The following is a 20850-nucleotide window of genomic DNA, read 5'->3' as shown; positions in this document are numbered from 1 at the left end:
AAGGCTGCACGATCGTTTGGATAGCCTGGAACGCATGCTGTCGACCTCTACGGTCACGCCGCAACCTGAATGGCTTTCCGTCACCGCGGCAGCAACAAGGGCGCGCGTGGCTTCTGACGAAGCATAAACTCACGGGACAGCTCCACGCGCGCCCGAAGATCAGAACAACAGCCCCCCTTCTCGCCGCGGCAAATTCTCCACCGAATACGTTTACGACGCCTGCAGCACGTGCGGCGCAGATGACGTGAAGGACTGCAAGCACCCCAAACTAGACGCACAATGACCTCACCAAAATGACCAGCTTTGCCCACATAAACCCCAATGACCCGTCTCTTGAGACGCTGGTTGCTGCACGGGCAAAGCTTTCTTACATCATGGTCACGCATAACCGACCCCAATTTGCGCCGATTCTACACCGCCTTAACGACGAGATCTCAAAACTGGAAACACAGCAGGAAGCGCTTGATTTGGCGCGCCAGTACCTCTGAACCTAGAAACCTAAAGCGCAGCCTTCTGTAGCCACTCCTGGGCGGTTCCCAACCAAATCCCCTCGCCATATGGCGTCCCGTCTTCCACGTGCCCGAACAGCTGGTCTTTGATGGTCTCTGTGCACCCAGCATTCAAAAGCCTGTCTGACAGGCTGTGACGCAAAGACGTGGCCTTGTGCTGCGGTGTCGGTAAGAGATCATTCGCCCGCAATTGCTTATTCATAACCGCCGACCATGTATTGGCCTTGCCCTGGTATCGCGGGAATCCGTTTGGATAGTTCTGGAATATTTCAAGACTCAGACCAACAAGCGGTATCAGCCTTTCCGCCGAAACCGTTTTTGTTTCCCGTCCATCCGGTTCAATCGAGATATGTGGCACATTATGCTCCAAATGGATCGTGGCCCCGCGCAACGCCAGTAACTCAGATGGGCGCGCTGGCGTATTGACCATGCATAGGAACACATCAATGGCCTCTTTGTTGGTACGCCCGTACTTTGATCGATCCAACAGATTTCCGGAAATCCAATCAGGCGGGAACGAAACCTGACGATTGCGCCGCTTGCCCTTTTTGTCTTTGACTAAAAGACCACTGAACAAATCCACATCCTTGCCAAAGCGGTTTTTGATGGTCCGCTTCAAGGCCGCGTTCAGCGTATACATTTCGCGGTTTACGGTGTAGGCGGAGATTTCCCCGGCCTGCAAACGATCCGTCAGCCGCGTTTTGTAAGAGAAGGCGTCCGCGGCTGTCAGCTCCATCACATCCCTATTGCCAACCAAATCCCTAAACGCTTCAATTGTACGGTCTATCCCGTTGCGCCAATTGCGTTTCTGATCATCGCTCTTTTGAATATTGTCTGGTCGCATGACCAGCTCGTATTCGTCAGCCAAACCTGACAGCGCCAAGGGTGGAGCGGAACTGCCACCCAGCAAAGCATCGGCCTGCACCTCGCTGCTGGAATCAATAACGTGCACGCGGCGCAGAACAGCCGACAAGGGTTCATGACTGACTTCTTCGGCGGTCATGTATGGGTGCCCCAGATGATCAGCGATAACCACCACACGCCGGTGATAATCATCCGCGAGATCCGATTCCCCCGCCAACCGCGCATCCCACTCACCAACCTTTAGACGCCAAATCTCATCCGCCTTTTTTTGCGCAAGGTCGCGGTCCTCGGTCTTGAGGCTCTTCTTGTAAAACTTGCCCAACCCAAGCGGGGCAAAGCGTTGGGGGATGCGGCGATACAAAGTGAACTTGCCGCTCTTTCCACGTCTGACAATGGTCATGTTGGCTCAAAGGTTAGAAATGTAACCCAATTTGTATACCAAATTGTAACCCAGAAAATCGAGCACCCAAAACGGAAAAAGCCCGCAAAGACTGCTAAGTGCATGTCTTTGCGGGCTTTTTTCTTGCCAACCACTAAGGTTAGTGGCTCCGGCGGTAGGGATCGAACCTACGACCAATTGATTAACAGTCAACTGCTCTACCGCTGAGCTACGCCGGAACATTTTGTATCTGTCAGAGTGTGTCTCTGAAGATGTGGCGGGGTATAACTATGGTTTTCGGGGACGTCCAGAGGCTTTTTTGAAGTTTTTTGAATTTCAGGCAAAAAACTCTATTGAAGTTCAAAAACCGCATCTGCACACAAATCCCCAACAGCAGAAACCCTGCTTTTGCCTTGTAAATCAACAAGGTGTGCAAAAACATTTCGAGCTGCGGCAGGCAGCAGCGCGGCAGGTGTTTCTTTGTAAATCATGGCTGCAAGCACCTCTGCAGATGCCGGCCCCTCCCTTAGCGCCAAAAGAATCTCGCCCTCCCGGGAACGGCGGTGCGCCATCAACCAATCTAATCGCGCGGCCGGTGACTCGATGGCTGGGCCATGACCCGCGTGGAACACCCGCCAATCCCTTGCGCGCAGCTTAACACATGACGCCATGAAATCTGTCAGGTCACCATCCGGCGGCGAGACCAGTGAACTCGCCCACCCCATGACGTGGTCCCCAACAAAACAGATATCGCGCATGGCAAAAGCTATGTGATTGCCAAAATGCCCTGGTGTGTGAATCACTTCCAGCTCCCAATCCGGTCCTGAGATCACGTCTCCGTCTGCAACCAGCTTGTGCGGGTCAAAACCAGCATCTACCCCCTCACCGCCTCCCGCTAGGCCGGTGTCTGCCAGAGCTTGCATCACCTCGCTGCGCCCTGCCGATGGGCCGCCAAAACCAAAGATCGGCGCACCGGTCTGGTCAGATAATGCTGCTGCCAAAGGGGAATGATCGAGATGTGCATGCGTGACGCAAATGTGAGAGATATGTTGATTTGGCGTCACCGCGGCAAGAATGGCTTCAAGATGACTTGCGTTGTCTGGACCAGGGTCAATCACGGCAAGCGCCGTGGAGCCGATCAAATATGTGTTGGTACCGCGAAATGTCATTGGTGACGGGTTTGGTGCAAGGATCCTGCGCACCTTGGGCTCCAGCTCTACCGCCACCCCCGGTTCGGGGTTGAAAGCCATCATCTGCGCGTCCATGGTCATCCTCTCTGAGAGTAGTCTATCGCAAGGTGTACGCATGTTTTTTAAGTGGCTCAAACGCTATATGCCACGTAGCCTCTACGGCCGTGCCGCGCTGATCCTTGTGCTGCCCGTCGTACTGCTGCAATTGGTCGTGTCGTTTGGCCTGATCACTCGCCACTTTGAAGGCGTGACTGAGCAAATGACCCGAGCGGTCACCCGAGAAGTGTTGCTTGTGTTGGAAGGTCTGGACAATCAGGAAGAGGTGCCAGAGGCTCTCCCTATTGTGTTGAACACCCTTAATATGAACATTGATTACACTGAGCAGCTGCCATCCGAGGACTCACGCGTGTGGTATGATCTCTCTGCCTACATAATCTCACGTGAGTTTCGCAAATACCTGCCCGGCGTTACTGCTGTTGGCTTGGCTGAAAAGGGCCAAGTGTATCTGCACTTGCAACGTCCGGAGGGTAATCTTGTTGTGCAGTTTGATCGCCGGCGCGTCTCCGCGGCAAATTCGCATCAACTGTTCGTAAACATGGTGTTTTTTGGCGCACTCCTCACCTTTGTTGCCTACTTGTATTTGCGCAATCAACTGCGCCCCATCAAGCGGCTCGCGGCCGCATCGGAGGCCTTTGGTCGCGGACAAAACGTACCTTACTCTCCAGGAGGTGCCGTGGAGGTCCGAGCCGCGGGCAATGCGTTTTTGAATATGCGAGCTCGCATCGAGCGGCAAATTGAGCAGCGCACGCTTTTGCTTTCAGGAGTCAGCCACGATCTGCGCACGCCATTGACCCGTTTTAAACTTGGAGTGTCACTTCTAGAAGACGAAGACCGAGAGCCTTTGGAACGTGACATCGAGGAAATGCAACGCATGCTGGACGCCTTCTTAAGCTTTGCCCGAGGCGCATATGAAGATGAAACCGAGCAAGTGGATGCCGTGGATTTTGTCCAGAACATCGTCAAGGATTTTGCCCGTGCTGGTGACGACGTGACACTTCATGAAGTTGACGGGCACGGCCAAGTTGCGCTGCGACCGGTCACCGTCCGGCGGGCCATAGAAAACCTGGTTGGCAATGCTGTGCGATACGCCACTCATGCGGAAGTGTCCGTTCAAATCACTGATCGTTATGTCAGGGTTCGGATTGAAGATGACGGACCTGGCATTTCTCCGGAGCAGAGAGAAGAAGCCTTAAAACCATTTGCGCGGCTCGAGCCTGCCCGAAATCAAAACAAAGGCATGGGTGTCGGCCTGGGTCTCTCAATTGCCGCCGATGTTGCGCGTGCGCATGGTGGCATTCTGCGTTTGGGGCACAGTGACCGACTTGGCGGTTTGCGGGCAGACCTTGTTTTGGGACGCACCAATTCTCCCGCCGCTTAAAGGAATTTTAGCGCGAGACAGATAAGCCTGAAGGGACCTCCCTTTTTGCTGTGAGTCTGAAATGATCCGTTCCCATGCCCATATTGCCGTTTTTGCTGTCGGTTGGACCGCGGTGGCAATTGTTGTGTGTGCCGTGATCTCTTTTGGTGTGTTTGATCTGTCCACCAGTTCTCGCAATGTTACACTTGTTCTTGCGACCCCCATGCTCTTGGCGCCAATCGCAGCGCTTTTGTCTGGCCGTATGATCTTTAAACTTTACCGACTGTCGCAAAAGCTGCAACATGCCAAGGATCACGACGCATTGACCTCCACCGTCACGCGTCAGTATTTTTTTAATAAATTACAGTCCATTGACGGCGAAACCTCGTCCTCCGTACTCCTCATAGACATTGATCAGTTTCGCATTATCAACGAAACTCATGGCCATTTTGTCGGTGACATCGTGCTGCGGGAAACCGCGCATCGATTGATCAACAACACCCGTCGCGACGACCTCGTTGCGCGGTTTGGCTGCGAAGAGTTTATTGTTCTGCTGCCCAATACATGCCGAAAAGACGCCGAAGGAGTGGCGGAACGCATGCGCGCTACAGTGGCCCGTACACCAATCCGTACATCGGTCAGCAAGATCCCGGTAACCATCAGCATTGGGATTGGACACATTTTTGTAGGCAGCGATTCTCAGGCAGCGATACAAGAAGCTGATGACGCGCTTTATGCAGCCAAAACCGCGGGCTGCAACCAGGTCAAAACAGCTATCTGATCACTGAGCACTTCCCTGCCTGCACAACTTTACAGCCAGTTCCGGAATCGATAGCTGTCGTGGCACAAAACGGCGACCGACAAAAAGGATGAGTCATGCGCATCGGCACTCGCGAAATTGGCCCCAACCACCCTCCCCTAGTGATTGCCGAAATTGGCATCAACCACGGCGGCGATCTTGCTGTCGCCAAAGAAATGGTGCGCCTCGCGGCCCTATCTGGCTGCGAGATGGTCAAGCACCAGACACACTTTGTTGACGACGAGATGACAGACGAAGCCAAAGAGATCTTTCCGCCCAATGCGGATGTCTCAATTTGGGAGGTCATGGAGCGATGTGCGCTTTCCGCTGAGGACGAGCTGGAATTGATGCGCTACACCGAAGAGCTAGGAATGATCTTCATCTCCACGCCGTTTTCCCGACGCGCTGCGGATTTTCTTGCTGAAGCTGACGTTCCGGCCTTCAAAATTGGCTCCGGCGAAGCCGACAATCTGCCGCTGATCCGACACATTGCCGCCTTTGGCAAACCTGTGATCCTCTCCACCGGCATGCAAACCATCGAAACCATGCGCCGGTCTGTTGCCATTTTAGAGGAGGCCGGCGTGGAATATGCGCTTCTTGAATGCACCAACCTTTACCCGTCCCCACCAGAGATCGTATCCTTGCGCGGTGTAACCGACCTGAAAGAGGCTTTTCCCAACGCAGTGGTGGGCTTCTCCGACCACTCCATTGGTCCAGAAATGGCCTTGGCATCTGTGGCACTGGGTGCGTGTATTCTGGAGCGCCACTACACCGACACACGCTATCGCCAAGGCCCAGACATCATCAACTCGATGGACCCCTCAGAGCTGCGTCACATCATTGAACGCTCGCGGGAAATCTGGATTGCGGCCAACAACCCCAAACAACGCACCGAGGCCGAAGAATCCGTTTATGCCTTTGCCCGTGCCTCCGTTGTGGCTGACAAAGACCTGCCTGCCGGTCACGTGATTGGAGAGGAAGACATCTGGGCGCGGCGCCCTGGTTCCGGTGAAATCCCGGGTTACGACTTTGACAAAGTGGTGGGAAAGACCCTTACTCGCGCAGTAACCCGCAATACACAACTGAAATGGGAAGACTTATCGTGAGCAACACGCCCGACAATTTGGGTGTGTGGCTTATCAACATGGCCAAGGACACAGAGCGTCGGCAGAATATGCAGTCGCAACTGTCTAGATTGGGCCTAGACCCAACGTTGTTTGAGGCGATCAACGGCAAAGAACAAGCAGCCACATTGTCAAAACGCGTGGATGAGATTGCCTATGAGCGCAACATGGGACAGCCTCTTCTGCCTGGTAAAATGGGGGTCTATGCCAGCCATGTCGGTGTTTGGGAAGATTTTTTGGCGTCAGGCAAAGACCTTGCGTTGATCTTGGAAGATGATGTGGTTTTTCACGACGACTTTCTAACAGCTTTCCAAACGGCCTTGTCGGAACAATCCAAATGGGACCTCATTCGTTTCAATTGCATTCGTGCCAAGATGCCCGTGAGCCAAGGCACCAAAAACGGATATTCATTTAATGCGTATATCGGCCCCTTTACAGGCAATGCCTGTTACATACTCACCCGGGACTTGGCAGAGAAATTGCTCACCAACATCTGGCCACAGACGCGCGCAATGGATCATGAATTAAACCGGTTTTTCCGACACGGATATCGGCAAATTGGATTGGAACCCTTTGCCAGTCATCCTGATGACGGAGGGGTGTCTACCATCACCGGTGCCCAATTCAGTGATGTGAAAAAACCGCATTGGTCAAAACGCTTGCCCCACTATCGATTAAAAGCTGCGAACTATTTTCGGCGCCTATGGTGGCTGTTCACACACGGCATGTTATTTCGGTCATCCAAGAAACTGTAATCCACACGCCCCGCCGCGGTGTTAGCCTTGCCAAATTCCGTGGTTCTCGCGGAAATAGTTTATACAAGCGCGGTTGGCTTCAACCCGGCCGTGACCTTCATGAATCAATTTAGCAAGCGACTGATCTCTTAGGTTCACGTCATGTCCCATCGAACGGATTTTCTTTTCGGTGTTCAACCAAATAGGAATTCCACGGCGCTCCAAACAGCCGGACAACCAAACATCATCCACCGTCCAAAGCACATCTGGGATCTCATAGCAGGCGTCGTCAAAAAACTCCGGTCTCACCAAAACGCCACCCCAGCCTTCCAGAATATCAACGTAACCCGCCCGATTGGCCTTTGACGGCTTCCACTTTCCAAAAGAGGCCGCGCGCTTGAACCGATAGGCGAGATTTTTCTGGATAAAACCGGCCCTGGGCCTGCGCGCGCCTTGCCATCCGTCATTGGCGTAGTGCGGGGCGCTTAGCTGGCCCCCTTCTTCACAAATACAGCAGTCTGGATGCGCTTTGGCCGAGTCTACATATCGTTGGGCCCAGCTTGCATCGTACAGCTTGTCATCATCGCAAAACAGAATTTGAACATCTTGCCCGCGATATTCCTTGGCAGCCGGCAAAACCTTAGTCGCGGGCCCCAAATCCTCATCGATAATGCGCAAATTCACACCTTCTGGCACCTTTGGCAATTCGGTCAGGTCATACTCGAACCGTTTGTATTTGCGCGCCACGTAGAGGTTGATTGCGTCAATCTCCGCTGTTTGCTCCAACAGATGCGCGAGATTATCTCCAACAAACGGGAAGCGTGGCGGAATGGTTGTGAGAGAGAGCACCAAACGGGTCATGTGGTCGTCAGTCCTTAAGCGTTCCGCCAAAGCGGGTCCAGTAGTCTACCATCCAAGGAACTTGTCCGCGGCCATAGTGCGGGAACTTGTCCCAGTTGCCGACAGGTGGATCGATCAGATCAATTGGCCGCGGACGGCCGTGGAAACATAGAATTTTGGCGGTTGGCACTCTGGGCTGCAAAATCCGGTCAAGAATGAGCGGCTGTCGCAAATGGTATTTGAAACTCTGCAACCAGTCATCTGGCCAGTACTGAATTTCTCCAAAACCGAGCTTTGAAAATTCACCGTGAAGGAAATCCTGCTCATTGCCGTAATCAGCCAAAAGCCGGCTCATATCACCAACAAAATGATCAACAATTGCGCCGACACCCCCAATTTCAAAGGCAAAAATGCCTGTGCCAGTGCGTGCAGGACCGGATTTGTAGCGCCATGGACAAGAGTCCAAGCAAACAAACGCTCCGGGGAAATCGAACATTTCGCTAAGATCGCCAGAGATGACAGTATCCAAATCAATGAACAACGCCCGGCCTTTGAGGCCATATAGATCACTGCAAAACACGGTCAGTTTTGGCCAAGCCCCGGCCTTCCAGGCGCTCTGCGGGAGACCGATGTCAGGAATCGGGTGTGTCACAACGCCTGGATCAATGCCTTCAGCGTCATCCGTCAGGCAAACAAACGTGAAGTCACCGTCCATATTGGCTTTGGCCGCATTGAATAGCACGTTCACGTACTCCGCAGAATACAACGTGCCCCACTTCATCGTTAGAATGACACGATCCATTCATCGCCCTTTCCAAGAGGTTTTATCGCGCAAATGTATGGCTTTGCGATGAGCCAATACCTAGCTATTGCTGGGCAACAAGTCCAGCATTTGGCCACCCGTTTCCCTCTATTGTCTTCCCCTCCTTGCGCGTCTAAATTCTTGGAAAACGTATCAAAAGGCGATGTGAGCGGGCCTGCCCTACCTCACAAACAGTTCTGGGAGTCACCGGTGGTCACATCTTCTGACAAAAAGAAAAGCTTGCTGTTTCTCACGGGCACGCGCGCTGATTTTGGCAAATTGGAACCGCTTGCCATTTCCGCCCGTGACGCTGGTTTTGATGTCACTTTCTTTATCACCGGCATGCACATGTTGGAGCGCTACGGGCGCACCAAAATCGAAGTGCACCGCATGCCCGGCGTCACGACACATGAATTTCTCAATCAACGTCCCAATGATCCTCAGGATATCATTCTAGCCAAGACGGTAATTGGCTTCTCTGACTACGTCACCGAAACCCGCCCTGATCTGGTGGTTGTGCATGGTGACCGCATCGAGGCGCTGGCGGGTGCACTTGTGGCAGCCACCAACTACATTCCTTGCGCGCATATCGAAGGGGGTGAAGTCTCTGGGACCATTGATGAGATCTATCGCCACTGTAATACCAAGCTGGCCAGCCACCATTTTGTCAGTTCTGAAGATGCCAAGCGCCGCGCGATGGCGATGGGCGAGCCGGAAACCGCGATCCACGTGATTGGCTCACCAGAGTTGGATTTTCACGCGGGGTCGTCCGGCGTGACATTGGAAGAGGTCAAGGCACATTACGACATCACCTTTGATGATTTTGGACTGGTGACATTCCACCCGGTGACCTCAGAACAGGCCAGCATGGGCGCACAGGCACATGCCCTTTTTGACGCACTAGAAGCTTCGGGTCGCAACTTTGTGGTGATTGCCCCGAACAATGATCCCGGTTCAGAAGACATTTTTGCAGTGCTGCACAAGCTGCCAGCCGACAGATTTCGACAGTTTCCATCAATGCGCTTCAACCACTTCTCTGAGTTGATGAAAAACGCAACCTGTATGATTGGCAACTCTTCCGCTGGTGTACGCGAGGCGCCGTTTTTGGGGTTGCCGTCGCTTGATATCGGCACGCGGCAAACCAACCGGGCGCAATCCAGTTCCGTTTCCAGTTGCGCCGCCGAAGATCGGTCGACAATAGACAGCTTTCTCAAAAACAACTGGGGCCATCATCACGTACCCCACACTGGTTTTGGTGAAGGCCGCGCTGCGGAGCGGTTTGTCGAAATTCTGCAAGACGATGGCTTCTGGTCACAAGGTTTGCAAAAAGCCTTTCACGACATCGGATAGACGGTTACATCTGGTGACAACATTTGCCGTGCCAAATTCACCGTAGGATACTCCTCATGCCCCTGAAATTACGCGCCTTTCTCGGGTTGTGGTCTGTGTTGTGGCATCTCTTTTTACCACTTGTGATCATATATTTGCGGCGGCGCGCGCGCAAAGACGCGCTATATGGCATGCACCTAAAAGAGCGGTTTGGCCGCTTCGACACGCCCATGACTGAAGCCATCTGGGTCCACGCCGTATCTCTTGGCGAGCTGCGCAGCGCTGTGCCTATGATCCAGGCGTTTCTAGACCAGGGTGAGAAAGTTGTGGTGACACAGTTCACTCCAGCGGGGCGGCGGGAAACAGAAAAAGTCTTCGCCGACGCTATTGCAACTGGCCAGTTACAAACTGTCTGGGTGCCTTTTGAAACATCCTGGGCTTTTAAAGGGTTCTTCAAAACGTTTTCGCCAAAATTTGGCTTGGTCATGGAAATCGAAATTTGGCCACGCATGGTCATGGCCAGCAAACGCGCGGGCATTCCACTCTTTATGTGCAACGCCCAATACCCATCCAAATCAATCGTCAAAGATCAAAAAACCTTTGGTCTCCGCCCTGCCGTCATGGCGCAGTTTGCTGGAGCTTTTGTGAAGTCGGATTTACAGGCAGAAAGATTTGTGGCGGTTAATGTGCCAAACATCCACGTCACAGGCGAGCTGCGCTTTGACCAACCCATACCGCCAGCTCTGATTGCTGCGGGACCTGTCGCGCGCAGTTGGCTGGGCGCTGAAACAAGACCGGTGATAACACTCGGATCCACTGTCGAAGGCGAAGATGCGCTTTACATAGAGACCATGAAGTTAATGTTGGCGAAACCCGGACCCAAACCCTTGTTTGTCTATGTCCCGCGCCGGCCAGAGCGCTTTGACGAGATAAATGACATGTTGGTGTCCGAAGGGTTCAGAGTTCTGCGCCGGTCTGCCACCTTTCCCGACGTGCTCACATCAGACACGATTACTGCAACCACAAAGCTCGATATACAGACCGACATCTTTTTGGGGGACAGTTTGGGAGAGATGTATTTCTACCTCTCCATGGCTGACAAATCTGTGGTTGGTGGGGGCTTTGTGCCCGCTGGTGCACACAACATCATCGAGCCTCTGGCTCTCAAAAAGCCTGTGATCACAGGACCGGAAACTTGGACAATCGAATACCCTTTTGCTGAGGCTGAAGCCGCAGGGGTTGCCTGCGCCAAATCAAACGCGACAGCTCTGGCTCAAGCCTTGGCGGACGGGTTTGCACCATCCGAGGTCACTATCGACGCATTTTTTGAAAACCATGCTGGTGGCACACAGAAACTTATGCGCGCACTGCCAAGCGCCATGGCCGCCGCAAGAAGCCGCGCCTAAAGACGTCCAGCGTTCAATTCGCCAAGCAAGTATTGTACCAAGCCAAAATCATGCGGTTCATCGATATCAAACCCACGGATAGAGGGGATTTCGAATGGCAGCACGCGGCCTTCGTAAATGGTTTTGGCGCTGTAAAGATATTCTGGCGCAACCACATAGACGCAGCCGACGTGTTCGTAAACTTTGGGCGCCGACTGACGTGCCCAAACCCCACCAGGCAGGACCTTTGAGACTTGTAACGCCCCGGTTTCGTCTGGTTCAACCAAATTGAAATAGGGGTTTTTGCGCGCCTCACAGACACTCATCACCATATCCGGCTTATCCGATTCAAACAGGGACAGAGCACCTGTAATGTCATCCGGCACCCGAAGCGGGTTGGTGCAATCCAAATCCAAGAACGCTGACACTTTTTGCCCCAAAGCCTGCTCGCTGGCCTCAAGTGCATGTTGCCAAACGCCCCATTTGGGCGCCGTGTCAGTCGCAAGGGCTGCGGGGCGTAGACCAATATCCAACGCGCCTTTGGCCACGGCATGCGCATAAATTTCCTCGTCGTCGGTAGACACAACAACAGCATCAACTTGCGGATGTGCAAACAACATGTCCAAAGACCAATCGACCAATGGTTTGCCCTGGATCATTCGGAAATTTTTACCAGGCACGCCTTTGGAGCCTTTGCGTACTCCGATATGTCCAAGGATCATGTTTGTTTCTCCTACTCTCGCACTGCCTAGTGCACCGACTACGCAGAGTTTTATCGGAAAGTCCCGCTTAAAGGGCCGACATGGTTTTACATGGTGTTACGACGCACCTTTCGGTGACGCAATCGCTATTTGCGGCATCCAGCTTGCACCCAACTCCAACGAAACCTAAGTATCGTGCCAGCAACCGACGTTGATTATGCGGGATAAAAGGTACATGGGCACTTCCAAGACCAATTTTGGGCACAAGGTCAGCGATGCGCTTATTCGCGGCTTTCTGTCTTTGATGCGAAAGTTGCCGTATGACACCCGCATGAACACTGTCGCTTGGCTTGCGGATCGGGTTCTTGTGCCACTATCCGGAAACCGGCAGCGTATTCGCGACAACCTTGATTTGGCGATGCCCGAGCTGTCAAAGTCAGAGCGTGAAGAAATCATGCACGACGTCGCACAATCCATGGGCCGAATGCTGATGGAAACCTACTCCGGCGACGAGTTCCAAGCCCGGGCAAGTAAGGCTGATATTGTTGGCCCCGGCAACGCTGTACTGGAGCAAGCCCATAAAGACGGCAAAGGTGCGATGTTGGTGACAGGCCACTTTGGCAATTACCTTGCTGTCCGTGTTTCTTTTCAGGCCCGCGGGATCCCGATTGGAGTGCTTTATAAACGCATGTCCAACCCGTATTTTAATGAACATTACGTGGCGGCGATGGCCAGTTTTGGCGAACCCATGTTTGAACGCGGACGTCGGGGAATGGCCAACATGCTCAAGCACCTACGTGGGGGCGGGTTCGTCGGCATTGTCCATGATCAACGGATCAATGACGCGCCAGTTTACAATTTCATGGGCAAACCTGCCCGCACTGCAGAATCCGCAGCAGAACTTGCACTCAAGTACAAAGTTGATCTCATACCCTGCTACGCTATCCGTCAAGCCGATGGCGGCTTTGTCATCGAAACAGAAGCGCCCATTCCGCACACAAATGCACAGCAAATGACCCAACTGCTAAACAACAGCCTTGAAGCGCAAGTGCGTCGAAACCCAGGTCAATGGATGTGGACCCACAACCGCTGGCGCGATGCGGGTAATGACACACCTGAGGACCGTGCGCGCGGCAACTGACGCACATTTCCCCAAAATCTCCACATTTGCGCGCCACTTTGACCACAGGCGGCAGACATAGCTTATGAGTGGCCTTCTGCACATTTCGGGCCACACATAGCTGCCCAAGGAGACATCCAATGTATCACGCGCCTCAAGGTGTGACTGCACAGCCATCTCGTCACGCTCGTTTGTTTGAGCTGATCCGCCAAAAGAATCTTTCGGCCATAAATCCGCCTGCTGACGTGGTGCGCGTTGAGCCAAAGCGCCCAATCCAAGCCAAACAGCCTGAGAAACTGGAAGTTGAATTTGAATTCAACGCCAATCAGATGCTGAAGTCAGCCTCCAATTCTCTGCGTCGTGCCAGCTGACCGTTAACCGCGGAAACCCGTCGCAACCACAAACTTCTCCGAGCTGTCAGACCGGCTGCTCGGTGGCTTTACGTTGGCAACTTTGGTGAATTTTTGCTTCAACAGCTTCTGCAATTCACCTTCCGCACCACCTGCCAGCACTTTCGCCACAAACGTACCGCCTTCATCCAGCACATCGAACGCGAAATAGGCGGCCGTTTCACACAGCGCCATAATCTTGAGGTGGTCTGTCTGCTTGTGCCCGGAACTTGACGCCGCCATGTCACTCATGACCACATCCGCCTTGCCGCCAAGCCATTCTTTGACCTGATCGTCAGCGCCTTCATCCATAAAATCAAGAACATGGATTTCGGCACCAGCAACGGTCTCAACCTCTTGCAGATCAATGCCCAAAAGCGTGCCAACCTTTTTACCGGATTTTTCGCCAAGAGCATTGATACGTGGAACCGCCACTTGCAGCCACCCGCCTGGCGCACAACCCAAGTCGACAACCCGAGCACCCGGAACCAAAAAGCGGAATTTGTCATCTACTTCCATGATCTTATACGCCGCACGACCGCGATACCCTTCGGCTTTGGCCCGCGCCACATAAGGATCATTCAGTTGACGTTGCAGCCAACGGGTGCTGGACAGCTTACGACCGCGCGCCGACTTAACCTTGATGGTCAAATCCCGCTGCCCACGTCCCGAAGTATTTTTACCGGTAGGTTTCTTGGCCATTTCCGTCACCACGTTGCTTTGAAACAAAGCCTTCTAGTCATTTCTGCAAGAGTCACAAGCGAAACCGCCTTTAAAACGGTCCGTCCTCAAGCACTCCATCCGCACTCATCTGCGCATAAAGCAATCCTTCGCGCAGTCCCCGATCTGCAACCGAAAGCCTATCCGTTGGCCAACATCGCAGCAGAGCCTGCAAAATTGCAGAGCCGCTCATTATCAAAGCTTGCCGATCTTGTCCAATGCGTGGATCTGCACGTCGTCCCTTGGGTCCAAGATCAAGATAGCCGCGAATGACCTTATCGATCTGCTCGCTGGTCATGCGCAGCCCATCCACTTTTGTGCGATCGTAGCGGCGCAATCCAAGGTGGCTGGCGGCCACAGTGGTCACTGTGCCGCTGGTGCCGATGATCTGAAACCCTTCGCTGGGTGGCGCATCTTTGTATGGGGCAAATTCACTGAGATTCTCTTCAAAGAACCAACTCATCAATGCAAATCGCGCGGAGTCATCTTCCACATCGCGAAACTGATCGCGCAGTGTGGCCACCCCCAAAGGAACCGAAATCCAGTCAACCACCTTGGCGGCCGGAAACGGGCTGTCGACAGAGTGAAACCCGCTGCGCAAACGCATAATGGCCCGCGCCCTTTCGATCGGAGGCACAGACGTCAGATCCATCCACACCAACTCGGTTGAGCCGCCGCCAATGTCCACCACCAGCAACTGTTCTGTCTTGGTGCTCACCAAGGGAGCGCAGGAAATCACCGCCAAACGCGCTTCTTCCTCAGGCTGGATAATTTCCAACTGTAGGCCAGTTTCCCGTTTCACCTGACGCACAAACTCACGCGCATTTTTGGCCCGACGACAGGCCTCCGTCGCGACAAGTCGCATGCTTTTAACTTTATGGCGCTTCAGTTTTTGCTGACAGATGCGCATCGCCTGAATCGTACGGCGCATGGACCCACGCGAAAGCCGGCCAGTGCTTTCCAGCCCCGAACCCAACTGGACAGACTTGCTAAAGCTGTCCACCACATGAATTTGACTACCCTTCGGCTGGGCAATCAACATGCGACAACTGTTCGTGCCCAGATCCAGCGCCGCATAAAGCGAGCTGGGATCAGGCGGTTTCGGCGCGGGGCTCTCAACCGGTTTAGGGAATGCGCCCGCACCTTTGGGACGCTTGGGCGCCATCGTAACGCCCTCCATTTCGTGTTACCTTCAACGTAGTGTGTCCCCCTGCCCCGCGCAATCCCGTTTCGCCGTCAATCACACACATGTCCTGCCGCTGCCACTCATCTTCTTCATGCAAAGAATTCACGGCGCGCCCCATAGCCAAGCAGGGCTGCCTCTCGCTACAAAGCAGCCACAACAAACCCCAAGGTCGCGTTACGCTGTCCTATTGTCGAAAATGAGCCAAAGCGGTCGCAACCCCTGCCCTAGGAATGAGGGACCGATACCGGAGGAATCACCCCAATGCCTGATGTCACCATTGTCTACTGGCGCGATATTCCTGCTCAAGTGATTGTGGGCAAAGGGCGCCGCGGCGCAAAAAAACCTTTGGCCGAACGCTTTGAACAGGCCATCGACCGTGCGGCGATGAAGATTGGTGCGTCTGACACAGACGCCTATCTGGCAGAATGGCGCAAGGGGGATCCATATCCGGTGGAGGGAGAGCCGCAGGCTGTCCTCGAAAATGAGGTGGCCCGGCTGGAGGCAGAGTTTGATCAGGCCCGCATCAAGGACATGATCAACAATGAAGGCTGGGCGTGACACGCCCCTCTTTTTGGGAGGCCGCAATGGCTTTGTTGAACTTTAAGCGCAAGACCGAGGAGGTCAAAACCGCATCGCCGGAAATGGAGGCCTTTCTGCAAGGCTATTCCATCGAGGTTATGCCCAGAACAGCTGCGAAGGTGGATGATTTCCGCGCGCTGCTGCCAGCGGGCACGCGCGTCTATATCGCGCATATCGACGGCACCCCCATTGAGGAGATGGTTGACACCGCCCGCCGCGTTGCCGCCCAAGGCTATGAAGTCATGCCGCATTTCCCGGCGCGCATCATCAAAGACAAGGCCACCCTGGAAAACTGGATTGCCATGTATCAAGGGGAGGCTGACGTCAAACAGGGGCTTATGCTGGCAGGAGGTGTGTCTGAACCGCAGGGTGACTTCGCAGACTCCATGCAACTGCTGGAGACCGGTCTGTTTGACAAAGCAGGTTTTGAACGTCTGCACGTTGCGGGACACCCGGAAGGCAACAAAGACATCGATCCCTCCGGTGGCTCCGCCAATGTTGACGCCGCACTGCAGTGGAAACAGGACTTCTCTCAGCGCAGTGATGCCAAAATGGCTATTGCGACGCAGTTTGCCTTTGAAGCGGCACCGATTATCGACTGGGCAAACGAAGTGAAAGCGGCGGGTATTGATATTCCAATCCACATTGGAATCGCCGGGCCAGCTAAACTGCAAACACTGATCAAATTCGCCATCGCCTGTGGTGTTGGACCTTCCCTTAAGGTACTGCAAAAACGCGCGATGGATGTTTCCAAACTGCTGCTGCCTTATGAGCCAACCGACGTACTAACACAGCTGGCCAACCACAAAGCAGCCAACCCCGAGTTCAATATCGACTCGGTGCATTTCTTCCCTCTTGGCGGCATCAAAACCAATGCCAACTGGGCCATCAATAATGGCGGCGCCTCTGCGCAACCAGCCAAAGTCTGACAGGATTAATTATGACCCGTACCGTTATAGAATCAAACTCAAAAACTGCGATCATGGGTTTCGACGAACCGTTTTGCGTCATTGGTGAACGCATCAACCCGACCGGCCGCAAAATCCTGAACGCGGAATTGGAAGTCGGCGATTTTTCTCGCGTTCAAGCGGATGCATTGGCCCAGGTCGCGGCTGGCGCAACCGTGCTCGACATCAATTCCGGCGCGGTGTTCTCCAACAAAATGGCGGAAGATCCGCGCTACGCTGACAACAACTTTGTTGAACCGGATTTGATGCGCCAGTTGGTCGAAAAAGTACAAGAAGTCACCGACTGCCCCTTGTGTATCGACAGCTCCGTGCCAGGCGCGCTGGAAGCTGGGCTAGAAGCGGCCAAGGGTCGTCCGCTTTTGAACTCCGTCACTGGCGAAGAAGAACGCCTCGAAATTGTTCTGCCGTTGGTCAAAAAGTACAACGTGCCAGTGGTGGCCATTTCCAATGACGACACCGGCATTTCCGAGGACCCGGACGTGCGCTTTGCTGTCGCCAAAAAAATCGTCGAACGCGCCGCTGACTTTGGCATTCCTGCACATGACATCGTGGTTGACCCTCTGGTGATGCCAATTGGTGCCATGGGAACAGCCGGCTTGCAAGTTTTCACACTTGTGCGGCGCCTACGCGATGAGCTGGGTGTGAACACAACTTGTGGCGCCTCCAACATCTCCTTTGGTCTTCCCAACCGCCACGGCATCAACAATGCCTTCCTGCCAATGGCCATGGGTGCGGGCATGACCAGCGCAATCATGAACCCAATTGCCCTGCCAGTTGGTCCAAAGAAACTGGCCGAGAAAAAAGCTGAAGTAGCCGCCGCAGGCATCGTGTTGCCCGAAGGCATGGACGACGAAGCATTTTGCAAAATGTTCGGCTTTGGCTCCACAAAGGCATTGGCTGGTAAAGAGATGGAGGCCATTCGCGCTGCCAACTTCCTGACCAACAACGACGACGGTGGCGCGGAGTGGATCCGGTTCAACAAACCACCTGCCGCTGCTGGCGAAGGCGGCCGTGGGCGGCGCGGTGGTGGCCGCCGTCGCCGCGCATAATTGTTCGGGCAGACTAAGCACAGGGGCGGAGATTTTCTCCGCCCTTTTTTGTTCCACTCAGCGCCTCAGTCGTGTTTACCGTTTGGTCAGCACTTGCCTTGTAAATATGTCTTACCAATTGGCAAGTCGCCTACCACTCGGTAAGCTGCCTTCAAGAAACAGAGCTCTGTAGGACCAACCCGATGTCACAGCCCTCACCCGCCCGCGCCCGTTACATCACATTGGCCACCGAAGGTTTTGCCTCTAAAGGGTACCATGGGCTGAGCTTGGCGGCTCTAGCGAAAACGGCTGGGGTTACGAAACAGGCGATCCTGCATCATTTCGGGACCAAAACCGCGCTCTATAATGCCGTGCTCAAAGCCCTTACTGACAGGCTTCTGGCCTCCTTAAGCGACACCCCGGACGTTTCCCCCAAACTGCGCCTTATCCTGCATTTTCAAGACCTCCTCGACGGCGGCACCGATAAAATGCAAGACGCACGCCTTATCCAGCGCAACCTCCTAGACAGCGCAACAGACACTGGCCTTGCCCCGCTCAAACCCTACCTGAAAACCTTGTTGGGTTTGGCGCGGGCTGTGCAAGCAAAGAAAAACGCCACTGACATGGAATTACTCCTTGGTCTTTACGGGGTAATGGGCAGCGCACAGTATCTTTTAATGTCTGAGGAGGCTCTGGCCACCTTTCTACGCACGCAAGACAGCGATGATCTGAAGGCGGCCCGTCAAAAAGCCGTGGCCACACAACTCAAAGCCTTTTTGGAAAGCGAGTAATCCGTGCCTTACCAGTTGGGCAGGTGAGAAACTTACCAGTCGTCAATGGCAGTGTTTTATCCAATTTGGCCAACACCGACGTTAAAAACCACGCAACTTTATCGGAAATCTTAACGCTAGATTCACCACCTTACCGACACAGTATTGAAATGCAGGCCACTTTGTCACATACGACCACCGGCCAAAATTGGCTGGATCAAGTGTTTTCTTCGTTCAAATCGGGCGAAGCTGGCGCTGTGCGTCGCCGCATACAGGATGTAGAGGCCGAATGCGGCCGGGCGGCGTTGGAGTTGGCAGTGCGCAAACGTGGCTGGCATCTCATTGAAACCGATCGCGATTACATCATCCTTTGCACCACCAGCCCGTTCCGCATCATTTGCTGAGCCGGGTCAGCTGCGCTTCTTTTTTGCCCTGAAATCAAATGCGCCGTCCGTTTCTGTTTCTTGGTCGCCAAACAGGCTGTGCTTCTGGATCTTCTGTGTGCCAGTCACCGGAATATCCACCATAAACCGGATCCAGCCAGGCGCTTTGTAATAGGCCAATCGGGCAAAGCTCCAGTCAAACAACTGCTGGGCAAGCGTTTCGTCAGCCTCTCCAAGAACCTGAACACAGGCCATGACTTCTTCGTCCCGCATCGCGTCCTCAACCGCGACAACAGCAACCCGATCCACTGCCGGATGATCCTGCAAACAAGCCTCAATTTCTGCTGCGGCGATGTTTTCACCCGACCGCCGGATGATGTTTTTCTTGCGATCTACAAAGGTGACCATGTCGGTTTCATCCATGACCACCGTGTCGCCGGTGTGAAACCACCCCCCACGCCATGCCTCTTCCGTGGCCTCCGGCAGGTTCAAATAGCCAGAGAACGCGCCCCGCCTCGGGGTGCCTTCACTATATCGCAAAGTCATCTCGCCTGGTGCTCCGCGTGGCACCTCACTGTCCTGCTCATCCACCACCCGCACATCTAATCCGGGCTGCGGCCGCCCCATGGCACGGGTGTCGATGCTGCGCGGCTCGTGACAATCAGCCAACATCCGGCACATTTCCGTCATGCCCCAAACTTCAATCAGTGGAAATCCGAAGCGCTCCTCAAATGGCCTATGTAGGGTGGGTTCCACCCCTGCCCCAACGGCCCACTTAACCTGATGTTTTTGTTCCCAGTCTTCTTGGTCACGGTTCATCAAGGCGGGAATAATGATACCAAGGTAATGCGCTGCCGTGGCCCCGGTTTCCGCCAATTCCCGCCACCAGGCGCGTGCCCGGAACCGCTCAGGAATGATGTGTGTACTGCCGGTTTCAATCACCGCCATAAACAACAAGATGGCCGCGTTCACATGAAACAGCGGTAAGGGGCAATAGACTTTGGTCACACCAGCCTCAAACTGGATCAGCCCGCCACGAGTGGCATACCACTGGCCCATCTCCACTTCATATGCGTGGCTCATAATGCAGCCTTTGGGACGCCCTGTCGTGCCTGAGGTATAGATCAAACTGGCTTCTGTGGATCCGCTTACCGGTAGGTCAGACGGCGCAGGCCCAGCAGAGTTTGGCAGATCCGGCAGCGTCTCCGTCACGACAACAGTAAGCACGTCCAATCCACTCTCCGCGATGCCAGCCGCCATCAAATCCGCCAATTCAGGTGCCACCAGCGCCAAATCCGCAGCGCTATCCTGCAACAGATATGCCACTTCCGCTGGACGGTAATCCGGGTTCACAGGCACCCAACTTATCCCACGTTTGGCCAACGCCAGTTTGATCAGCAGCATCTCCGGCCGGTTTTCCAGCAACACTGCGATACGGTGGCCATGACCATATCCCGCGGCGGAAAACTTTGCCTCCATACCGGCAACCACGGTTGCGGCTTCGGTGTAGGAACACACAAATCCATCCGGATGATAGGACCGTTCCGAATTTTCAGGAACTTGCAAAAAACAATGACCGCCAAACGCTTTAGCACGCGCGTCAAACAACGCACCAATGGTCTCAACCATCGCAA

The 20850-nt window shown here is 54.0% G+C and carries 22 protein-coding genes and 1 tRNA gene; 14 read left to right on the top strand and 9 right to left on the bottom strand.

From position 1 onward, the window contains the following. The first annotated feature begins 293 nt into the window (after window positions 1–293). The gene (locus tag QOL67_RS18705) at window positions 294–488 is read left to right on the top strand and encodes a hypothetical protein (protein ID WP_283427507.1); all 195 of its coding nucleotides are present in this window, start codon (window positions 294–296) and stop codon (window positions 486–488) included. Between the two features lie 10 nt (window positions 489–498). Here QOL67_RS18705 and QOL67_RS18700 read toward each other — a convergent pair whose 3' ends face one another. From QOL67_RS18700 to QOL67_RS18690, 3 genes are all read right to left on the bottom strand, one after another. Beyond that, window positions 499–1773, bottom strand: a complete 1275-nt coding sequence (locus QOL67_RS18700; protein ID WP_283427506.1) for a site-specific integrase — start codon at window positions 1771–1773, stop codon at window positions 499–501. A 143-nt stretch (window positions 1774–1916) separates the two neighbouring features. After that, window positions 1917–1991, bottom strand: a tRNA-Asn gene (locus QOL67_RS18695). Between the two features lie 111 nt (window positions 1992–2102). After that, the gene (locus QOL67_RS18690) at window positions 2103–3017 is read right to left on the bottom strand and encodes an MBL fold metallo-hydrolase (RefSeq protein ID WP_430458971.1); all 915 of its coding nucleotides are present in this window, start codon (window positions 3015–3017) and stop codon (window positions 2103–2105) included. Window positions 3018–3057: 40 nt separating this feature from the next. On the opposite strand from QOL67_RS18690, the gene QOL67_RS18685 reads away from it, so the two are divergent. The 4 genes from QOL67_RS18685 (at window position 3058) to QOL67_RS18670 (ending at window position 7037) form a co-directional block, all read left to right on the top strand. Further along, window positions 3058–4380, top strand: a complete 1323-nt coding sequence (locus QOL67_RS18685) for an ATP-binding protein (protein ID WP_283427505.1) — start codon at window positions 3058–3060, stop codon at window positions 4378–4380. 61 nt (window positions 4381–4441) lie between these two features. Continuing rightward, window positions 4442–5140: a GGDEF domain-containing protein gene (locus QOL67_RS18680; protein WP_283427504.1), complete on the top strand. Its 699-nt coding sequence runs from the start codon at window positions 4442–4444 to the stop codon at window positions 5138–5140. 95 nt (window positions 5141–5235) lie between these two features. Beyond that, the gene (locus QOL67_RS18675; RefSeq protein WP_283427503.1) at window positions 5236–6264 is read left to right on the top strand and encodes an N-acetylneuraminate synthase family protein; all 1029 of its coding nucleotides are present in this window, start codon (window positions 5236–5238) and stop codon (window positions 6262–6264) included. Further along, window positions 6261–7037 carry a glycosyltransferase family 25 protein gene (locus tag QOL67_RS18670; protein ID WP_283427502.1) on the top strand — a complete coding sequence of 259 codons (777 nt, stop codon included), beginning with the start codon at window positions 6261–6263 and terminating at the stop codon, window positions 7035–7037. The genes QOL67_RS18675 and QOL67_RS18670 overlap by 4 nt, the downstream gene beginning before the upstream one ends. A 21-nt stretch (window positions 7038–7058) precedes the next feature. On the opposite strand, the gene QOL67_RS18665 is transcribed toward QOL67_RS18670, so the two are convergent. Together QOL67_RS18665 and QOL67_RS18660 are read right to left on the bottom strand one after the other, a co-directional pair. Beyond that, window positions 7059–7877 carry a glycosyltransferase family 2 protein gene (locus QOL67_RS18665; protein WP_283427501.1) on the bottom strand — a complete coding sequence of 273 codons (819 nt, stop codon included), beginning with the start codon at window positions 7875–7877 and terminating at the stop codon, window positions 7059–7061. A gap of 7 nt (window positions 7878–7884) precedes the next feature. Next, window positions 7885–8658 (bottom strand): hypothetical protein, encoded by a 774-nt coding sequence (locus QOL67_RS18660; RefSeq protein WP_283427500.1) that lies wholly within the window; start codon window positions 8656–8658, stop codon window positions 7885–7887. A gap of 210 nt (window positions 8659–8868) precedes the next feature. Here QOL67_RS18660 and neuC point away from each other — a divergent pair, with 210 nt between their 5' ends. Beyond that, window positions 8869–10008, top strand: coding sequence for a UDP-N-acetylglucosamine 2-epimerase (gene neuC / locus QOL67_RS18655; protein WP_283427499.1), 1140 nt, complete (start codon window positions 8869–8871; stop codon window positions 10006–10008). A 56-nt stretch (window positions 10009–10064) separates the two neighbouring features. Continuing rightward, window positions 10065–11393, top strand: a complete 1329-nt coding sequence (locus tag QOL67_RS18650; RefSeq protein ID WP_283427498.1) for a 3-deoxy-D-manno-octulosonic acid transferase — start codon at window positions 10065–10067, stop codon at window positions 11391–11393. On the opposite strand, the gene QOL67_RS18645 is transcribed toward QOL67_RS18650, so the two are convergent. Beyond that, complete coding sequence (locus tag QOL67_RS18645; protein ID WP_283427497.1) at window positions 11390–12094, bottom strand: acylneuraminate cytidylyltransferase family protein; 705 nt, start codon at window positions 12092–12094, stop codon at window positions 11390–11392. The genes QOL67_RS18650 and QOL67_RS18645 overlap by 4 nt on opposite strands. 214 nt (window positions 12095–12308) lie before the next feature. On the opposite strand from QOL67_RS18645, the gene QOL67_RS18640 reads away from it, so the two are divergent. Together QOL67_RS18640 and QOL67_RS18635 are read left to right on the top strand one after the other, a co-directional pair. After that, window positions 12309–13214 carry a lysophospholipid acyltransferase family protein gene (locus QOL67_RS18640; protein ID WP_283427496.1) on the top strand — a complete coding sequence of 302 codons (906 nt, stop codon included), beginning with the start codon at window positions 12309–12311 and terminating at the stop codon, window positions 13212–13214. A gap of 119 nt (window positions 13215–13333) precedes the next feature. Beyond that, window positions 13334–13564 (top strand): hypothetical protein, encoded by a 231-nt coding sequence (locus QOL67_RS18635; RefSeq protein WP_283427495.1) that lies wholly within the window; start codon window positions 13334–13336, stop codon window positions 13562–13564. A 3-nt stretch (window positions 13565–13567) separates the two neighbouring features. On the opposite strand, the gene QOL67_RS18630 is transcribed toward QOL67_RS18635, so the two are convergent. Together QOL67_RS18630 and QOL67_RS18625 are read right to left on the bottom strand one after the other, a co-directional pair. Then, window positions 13568–14284: an RlmE family RNA methyltransferase gene (locus tag QOL67_RS18630; RefSeq protein ID WP_283427494.1), complete on the bottom strand. Its 717-nt coding sequence runs from the start codon at window positions 14282–14284 to the stop codon at window positions 13568–13570. A 70-nt stretch (window positions 14285–14354) separates the two neighbouring features. Beyond that, a complete protein-coding gene (locus tag QOL67_RS18625; RefSeq protein ID WP_283427493.1) occupies window positions 14355–15467 on the bottom strand; it encodes a Ppx/GppA phosphatase family protein in 1113 nt (370 codons plus the stop codon). A 282-nt stretch (window positions 15468–15749) separates the two neighbouring features. On the opposite strand from QOL67_RS18625, the gene QOL67_RS18620 reads away from it, so the two are divergent. The 5 genes from QOL67_RS18620 (at window position 15750) to QOL67_RS18600 (ending at window position 19237) form a co-directional block, all read left to right on the top strand. Continuing rightward, complete coding sequence (locus QOL67_RS18620; RefSeq protein WP_283427492.1) at window positions 15750–16046, top strand: virulence factor; 297 nt, start codon at window positions 15750–15752, stop codon at window positions 16044–16046. 26 nt (window positions 16047–16072) lie between these two features. Beyond that, entirely contained in the window at window positions 16073–16996 is a 924-nt protein-coding gene (locus QOL67_RS18615) for a methylenetetrahydrofolate reductase (RefSeq protein WP_283427491.1), read from the top strand. A gap of 11 nt (window positions 16997–17007) precedes the next feature. Further along, a complete protein-coding gene (locus tag QOL67_RS18610) occupies window positions 17008–18084 on the top strand; it encodes a methyltetrahydrofolate cobalamin methyltransferase (protein ID WP_283427490.1) in 1077 nt (358 codons plus the stop codon). A gap of 182 nt (window positions 18085–18266) precedes the next feature. After that, entirely contained in the window at window positions 18267–18854 is a 588-nt protein-coding gene (locus tag QOL67_RS18605) for a TetR/AcrR family transcriptional regulator (RefSeq protein ID WP_283427489.1), read from the top strand. A 161-nt stretch (window positions 18855–19015) separates the two neighbouring features. After that, window positions 19016–19237, top strand: coding sequence for an N-(5'-phosphoribosyl)anthranilate isomerase (locus tag QOL67_RS18600; RefSeq protein WP_283427488.1), 222 nt, complete (start codon window positions 19016–19018; stop codon window positions 19235–19237). Between the two features lie 6 nt (window positions 19238–19243). Here the strand turns inward: QOL67_RS18600 and QOL67_RS18595 are convergent, their stop codons facing one another. Next, a complete protein-coding gene (locus tag QOL67_RS18595; protein ID WP_283427487.1) occupies window positions 19244–20845 on the bottom strand; it encodes an AMP-binding protein in 1602 nt (533 codons plus the stop codon). Between the last annotated feature and the right edge of the window lie 5 nt (window positions 20846–20850).

The sequence above is a fragment of the Shimia sagamensis genome, from assembly GCF_900182745.1.
In the GTDB taxonomy this organism is placed as follows: domain Bacteria; phylum Pseudomonadota; class Alphaproteobacteria; order Rhodobacterales; family Rhodobacteraceae; genus Shimia; species Shimia sagamensis.
This window is presented reverse-complemented; position numbering and strand designations above follow the sequence as displayed.

Coding starts and splice junctions, on each gene's coding strand:
- QOL67_RS18705 (WP_283427507.1), top strand. CDS start 294: ATGACCAGCTTTGCCCACATAAACCCCAATGACCCGTCTCTTGAGACG.
- QOL67_RS18700 (WP_283427506.1), bottom strand. CDS start 1,773: ATGACCATTGTCAGACGTGGAAAGAGCGGCAAGTTCACTTTGTATCGC.
- QOL67_RS18690 (WP_430458971.1), bottom strand. CDS start 3,017: ATGGACGCGCAGATGATGGCTTTCAACCCCGAACCGGGGGTGGCGGTA.
- QOL67_RS18685 (WP_283427505.1), top strand. CDS start 3,058: ATGTTTTTTAAGTGGCTCAAACGCTATATGCCACGTAGCCTCTACGGC.
- QOL67_RS18680 (WP_283427504.1), top strand. CDS start 4,442: ATGATCCGTTCCCATGCCCATATTGCCGTTTTTGCTGTCGGTTGGACC.
- QOL67_RS18675 (WP_283427503.1), top strand. CDS start 5,236: ATGCGCATCGGCACTCGCGAAATTGGCCCCAACCACCCTCCCCTAGTG.
- QOL67_RS18665 (WP_283427501.1), bottom strand. CDS start 7,877: ATGACCCGTTTGGTGCTCTCTCTCACAACCATTCCGCCACGCTTCCCG.
- QOL67_RS18660 (WP_283427500.1), bottom strand. CDS start 8,658: ATGGATCGTGTCATTCTAACGATGAAGTGGGGCACGTTGTATTCTGCG.
- QOL67_RS18650 (WP_283427498.1), top strand. CDS start 10,065: ATGCCCCTGAAATTACGCGCCTTTCTCGGGTTGTGGTCTGTGTTGTGG.
- QOL67_RS18645 (WP_283427497.1), bottom strand. CDS start 12,094: ATGATCCTTGGACATATCGGAGTACGCAAAGGCTCCAAAGGCGTGCCT.
- QOL67_RS18640 (WP_283427496.1), top strand. CDS start 12,309: ATGGGCACTTCCAAGACCAATTTTGGGCACAAGGTCAGCGATGCGCTT.
- QOL67_RS18635 (WP_283427495.1), top strand. CDS start 13,334: ATGTATCACGCGCCTCAAGGTGTGACTGCACAGCCATCTCGTCACGCT.
- QOL67_RS18630 (WP_283427494.1), bottom strand. CDS start 14,284: ATGGCCAAGAAACCTACCGGTAAAAATACTTCGGGACGTGGGCAGCGG.
- QOL67_RS18625 (WP_283427493.1), bottom strand. CDS start 15,467: ATGGCGCCCAAGCGTCCCAAAGGTGCGGGCGCATTCCCTAAACCGGTT.
- QOL67_RS18620 (WP_283427492.1), top strand. CDS start 15,750: ATGCCTGATGTCACCATTGTCTACTGGCGCGATATTCCTGCTCAAGTG.
- QOL67_RS18615 (WP_283427491.1), top strand. CDS start 16,073: ATGGCTTTGTTGAACTTTAAGCGCAAGACCGAGGAGGTCAAAACCGCA.
- QOL67_RS18610 (WP_283427490.1), top strand. CDS start 17,008: ATGACCCGTACCGTTATAGAATCAAACTCAAAAACTGCGATCATGGGT.
- QOL67_RS18605 (WP_283427489.1), top strand. CDS start 18,267: ATGTCACAGCCCTCACCCGCCCGCGCCCGTTACATCACATTGGCCACC.
- QOL67_RS18595 (WP_283427487.1), bottom strand. CDS start 20,845: ATGGTTGAGACCATTGGTGCGTTGTTTGACGCGCGTGCTAAAGCGTTT.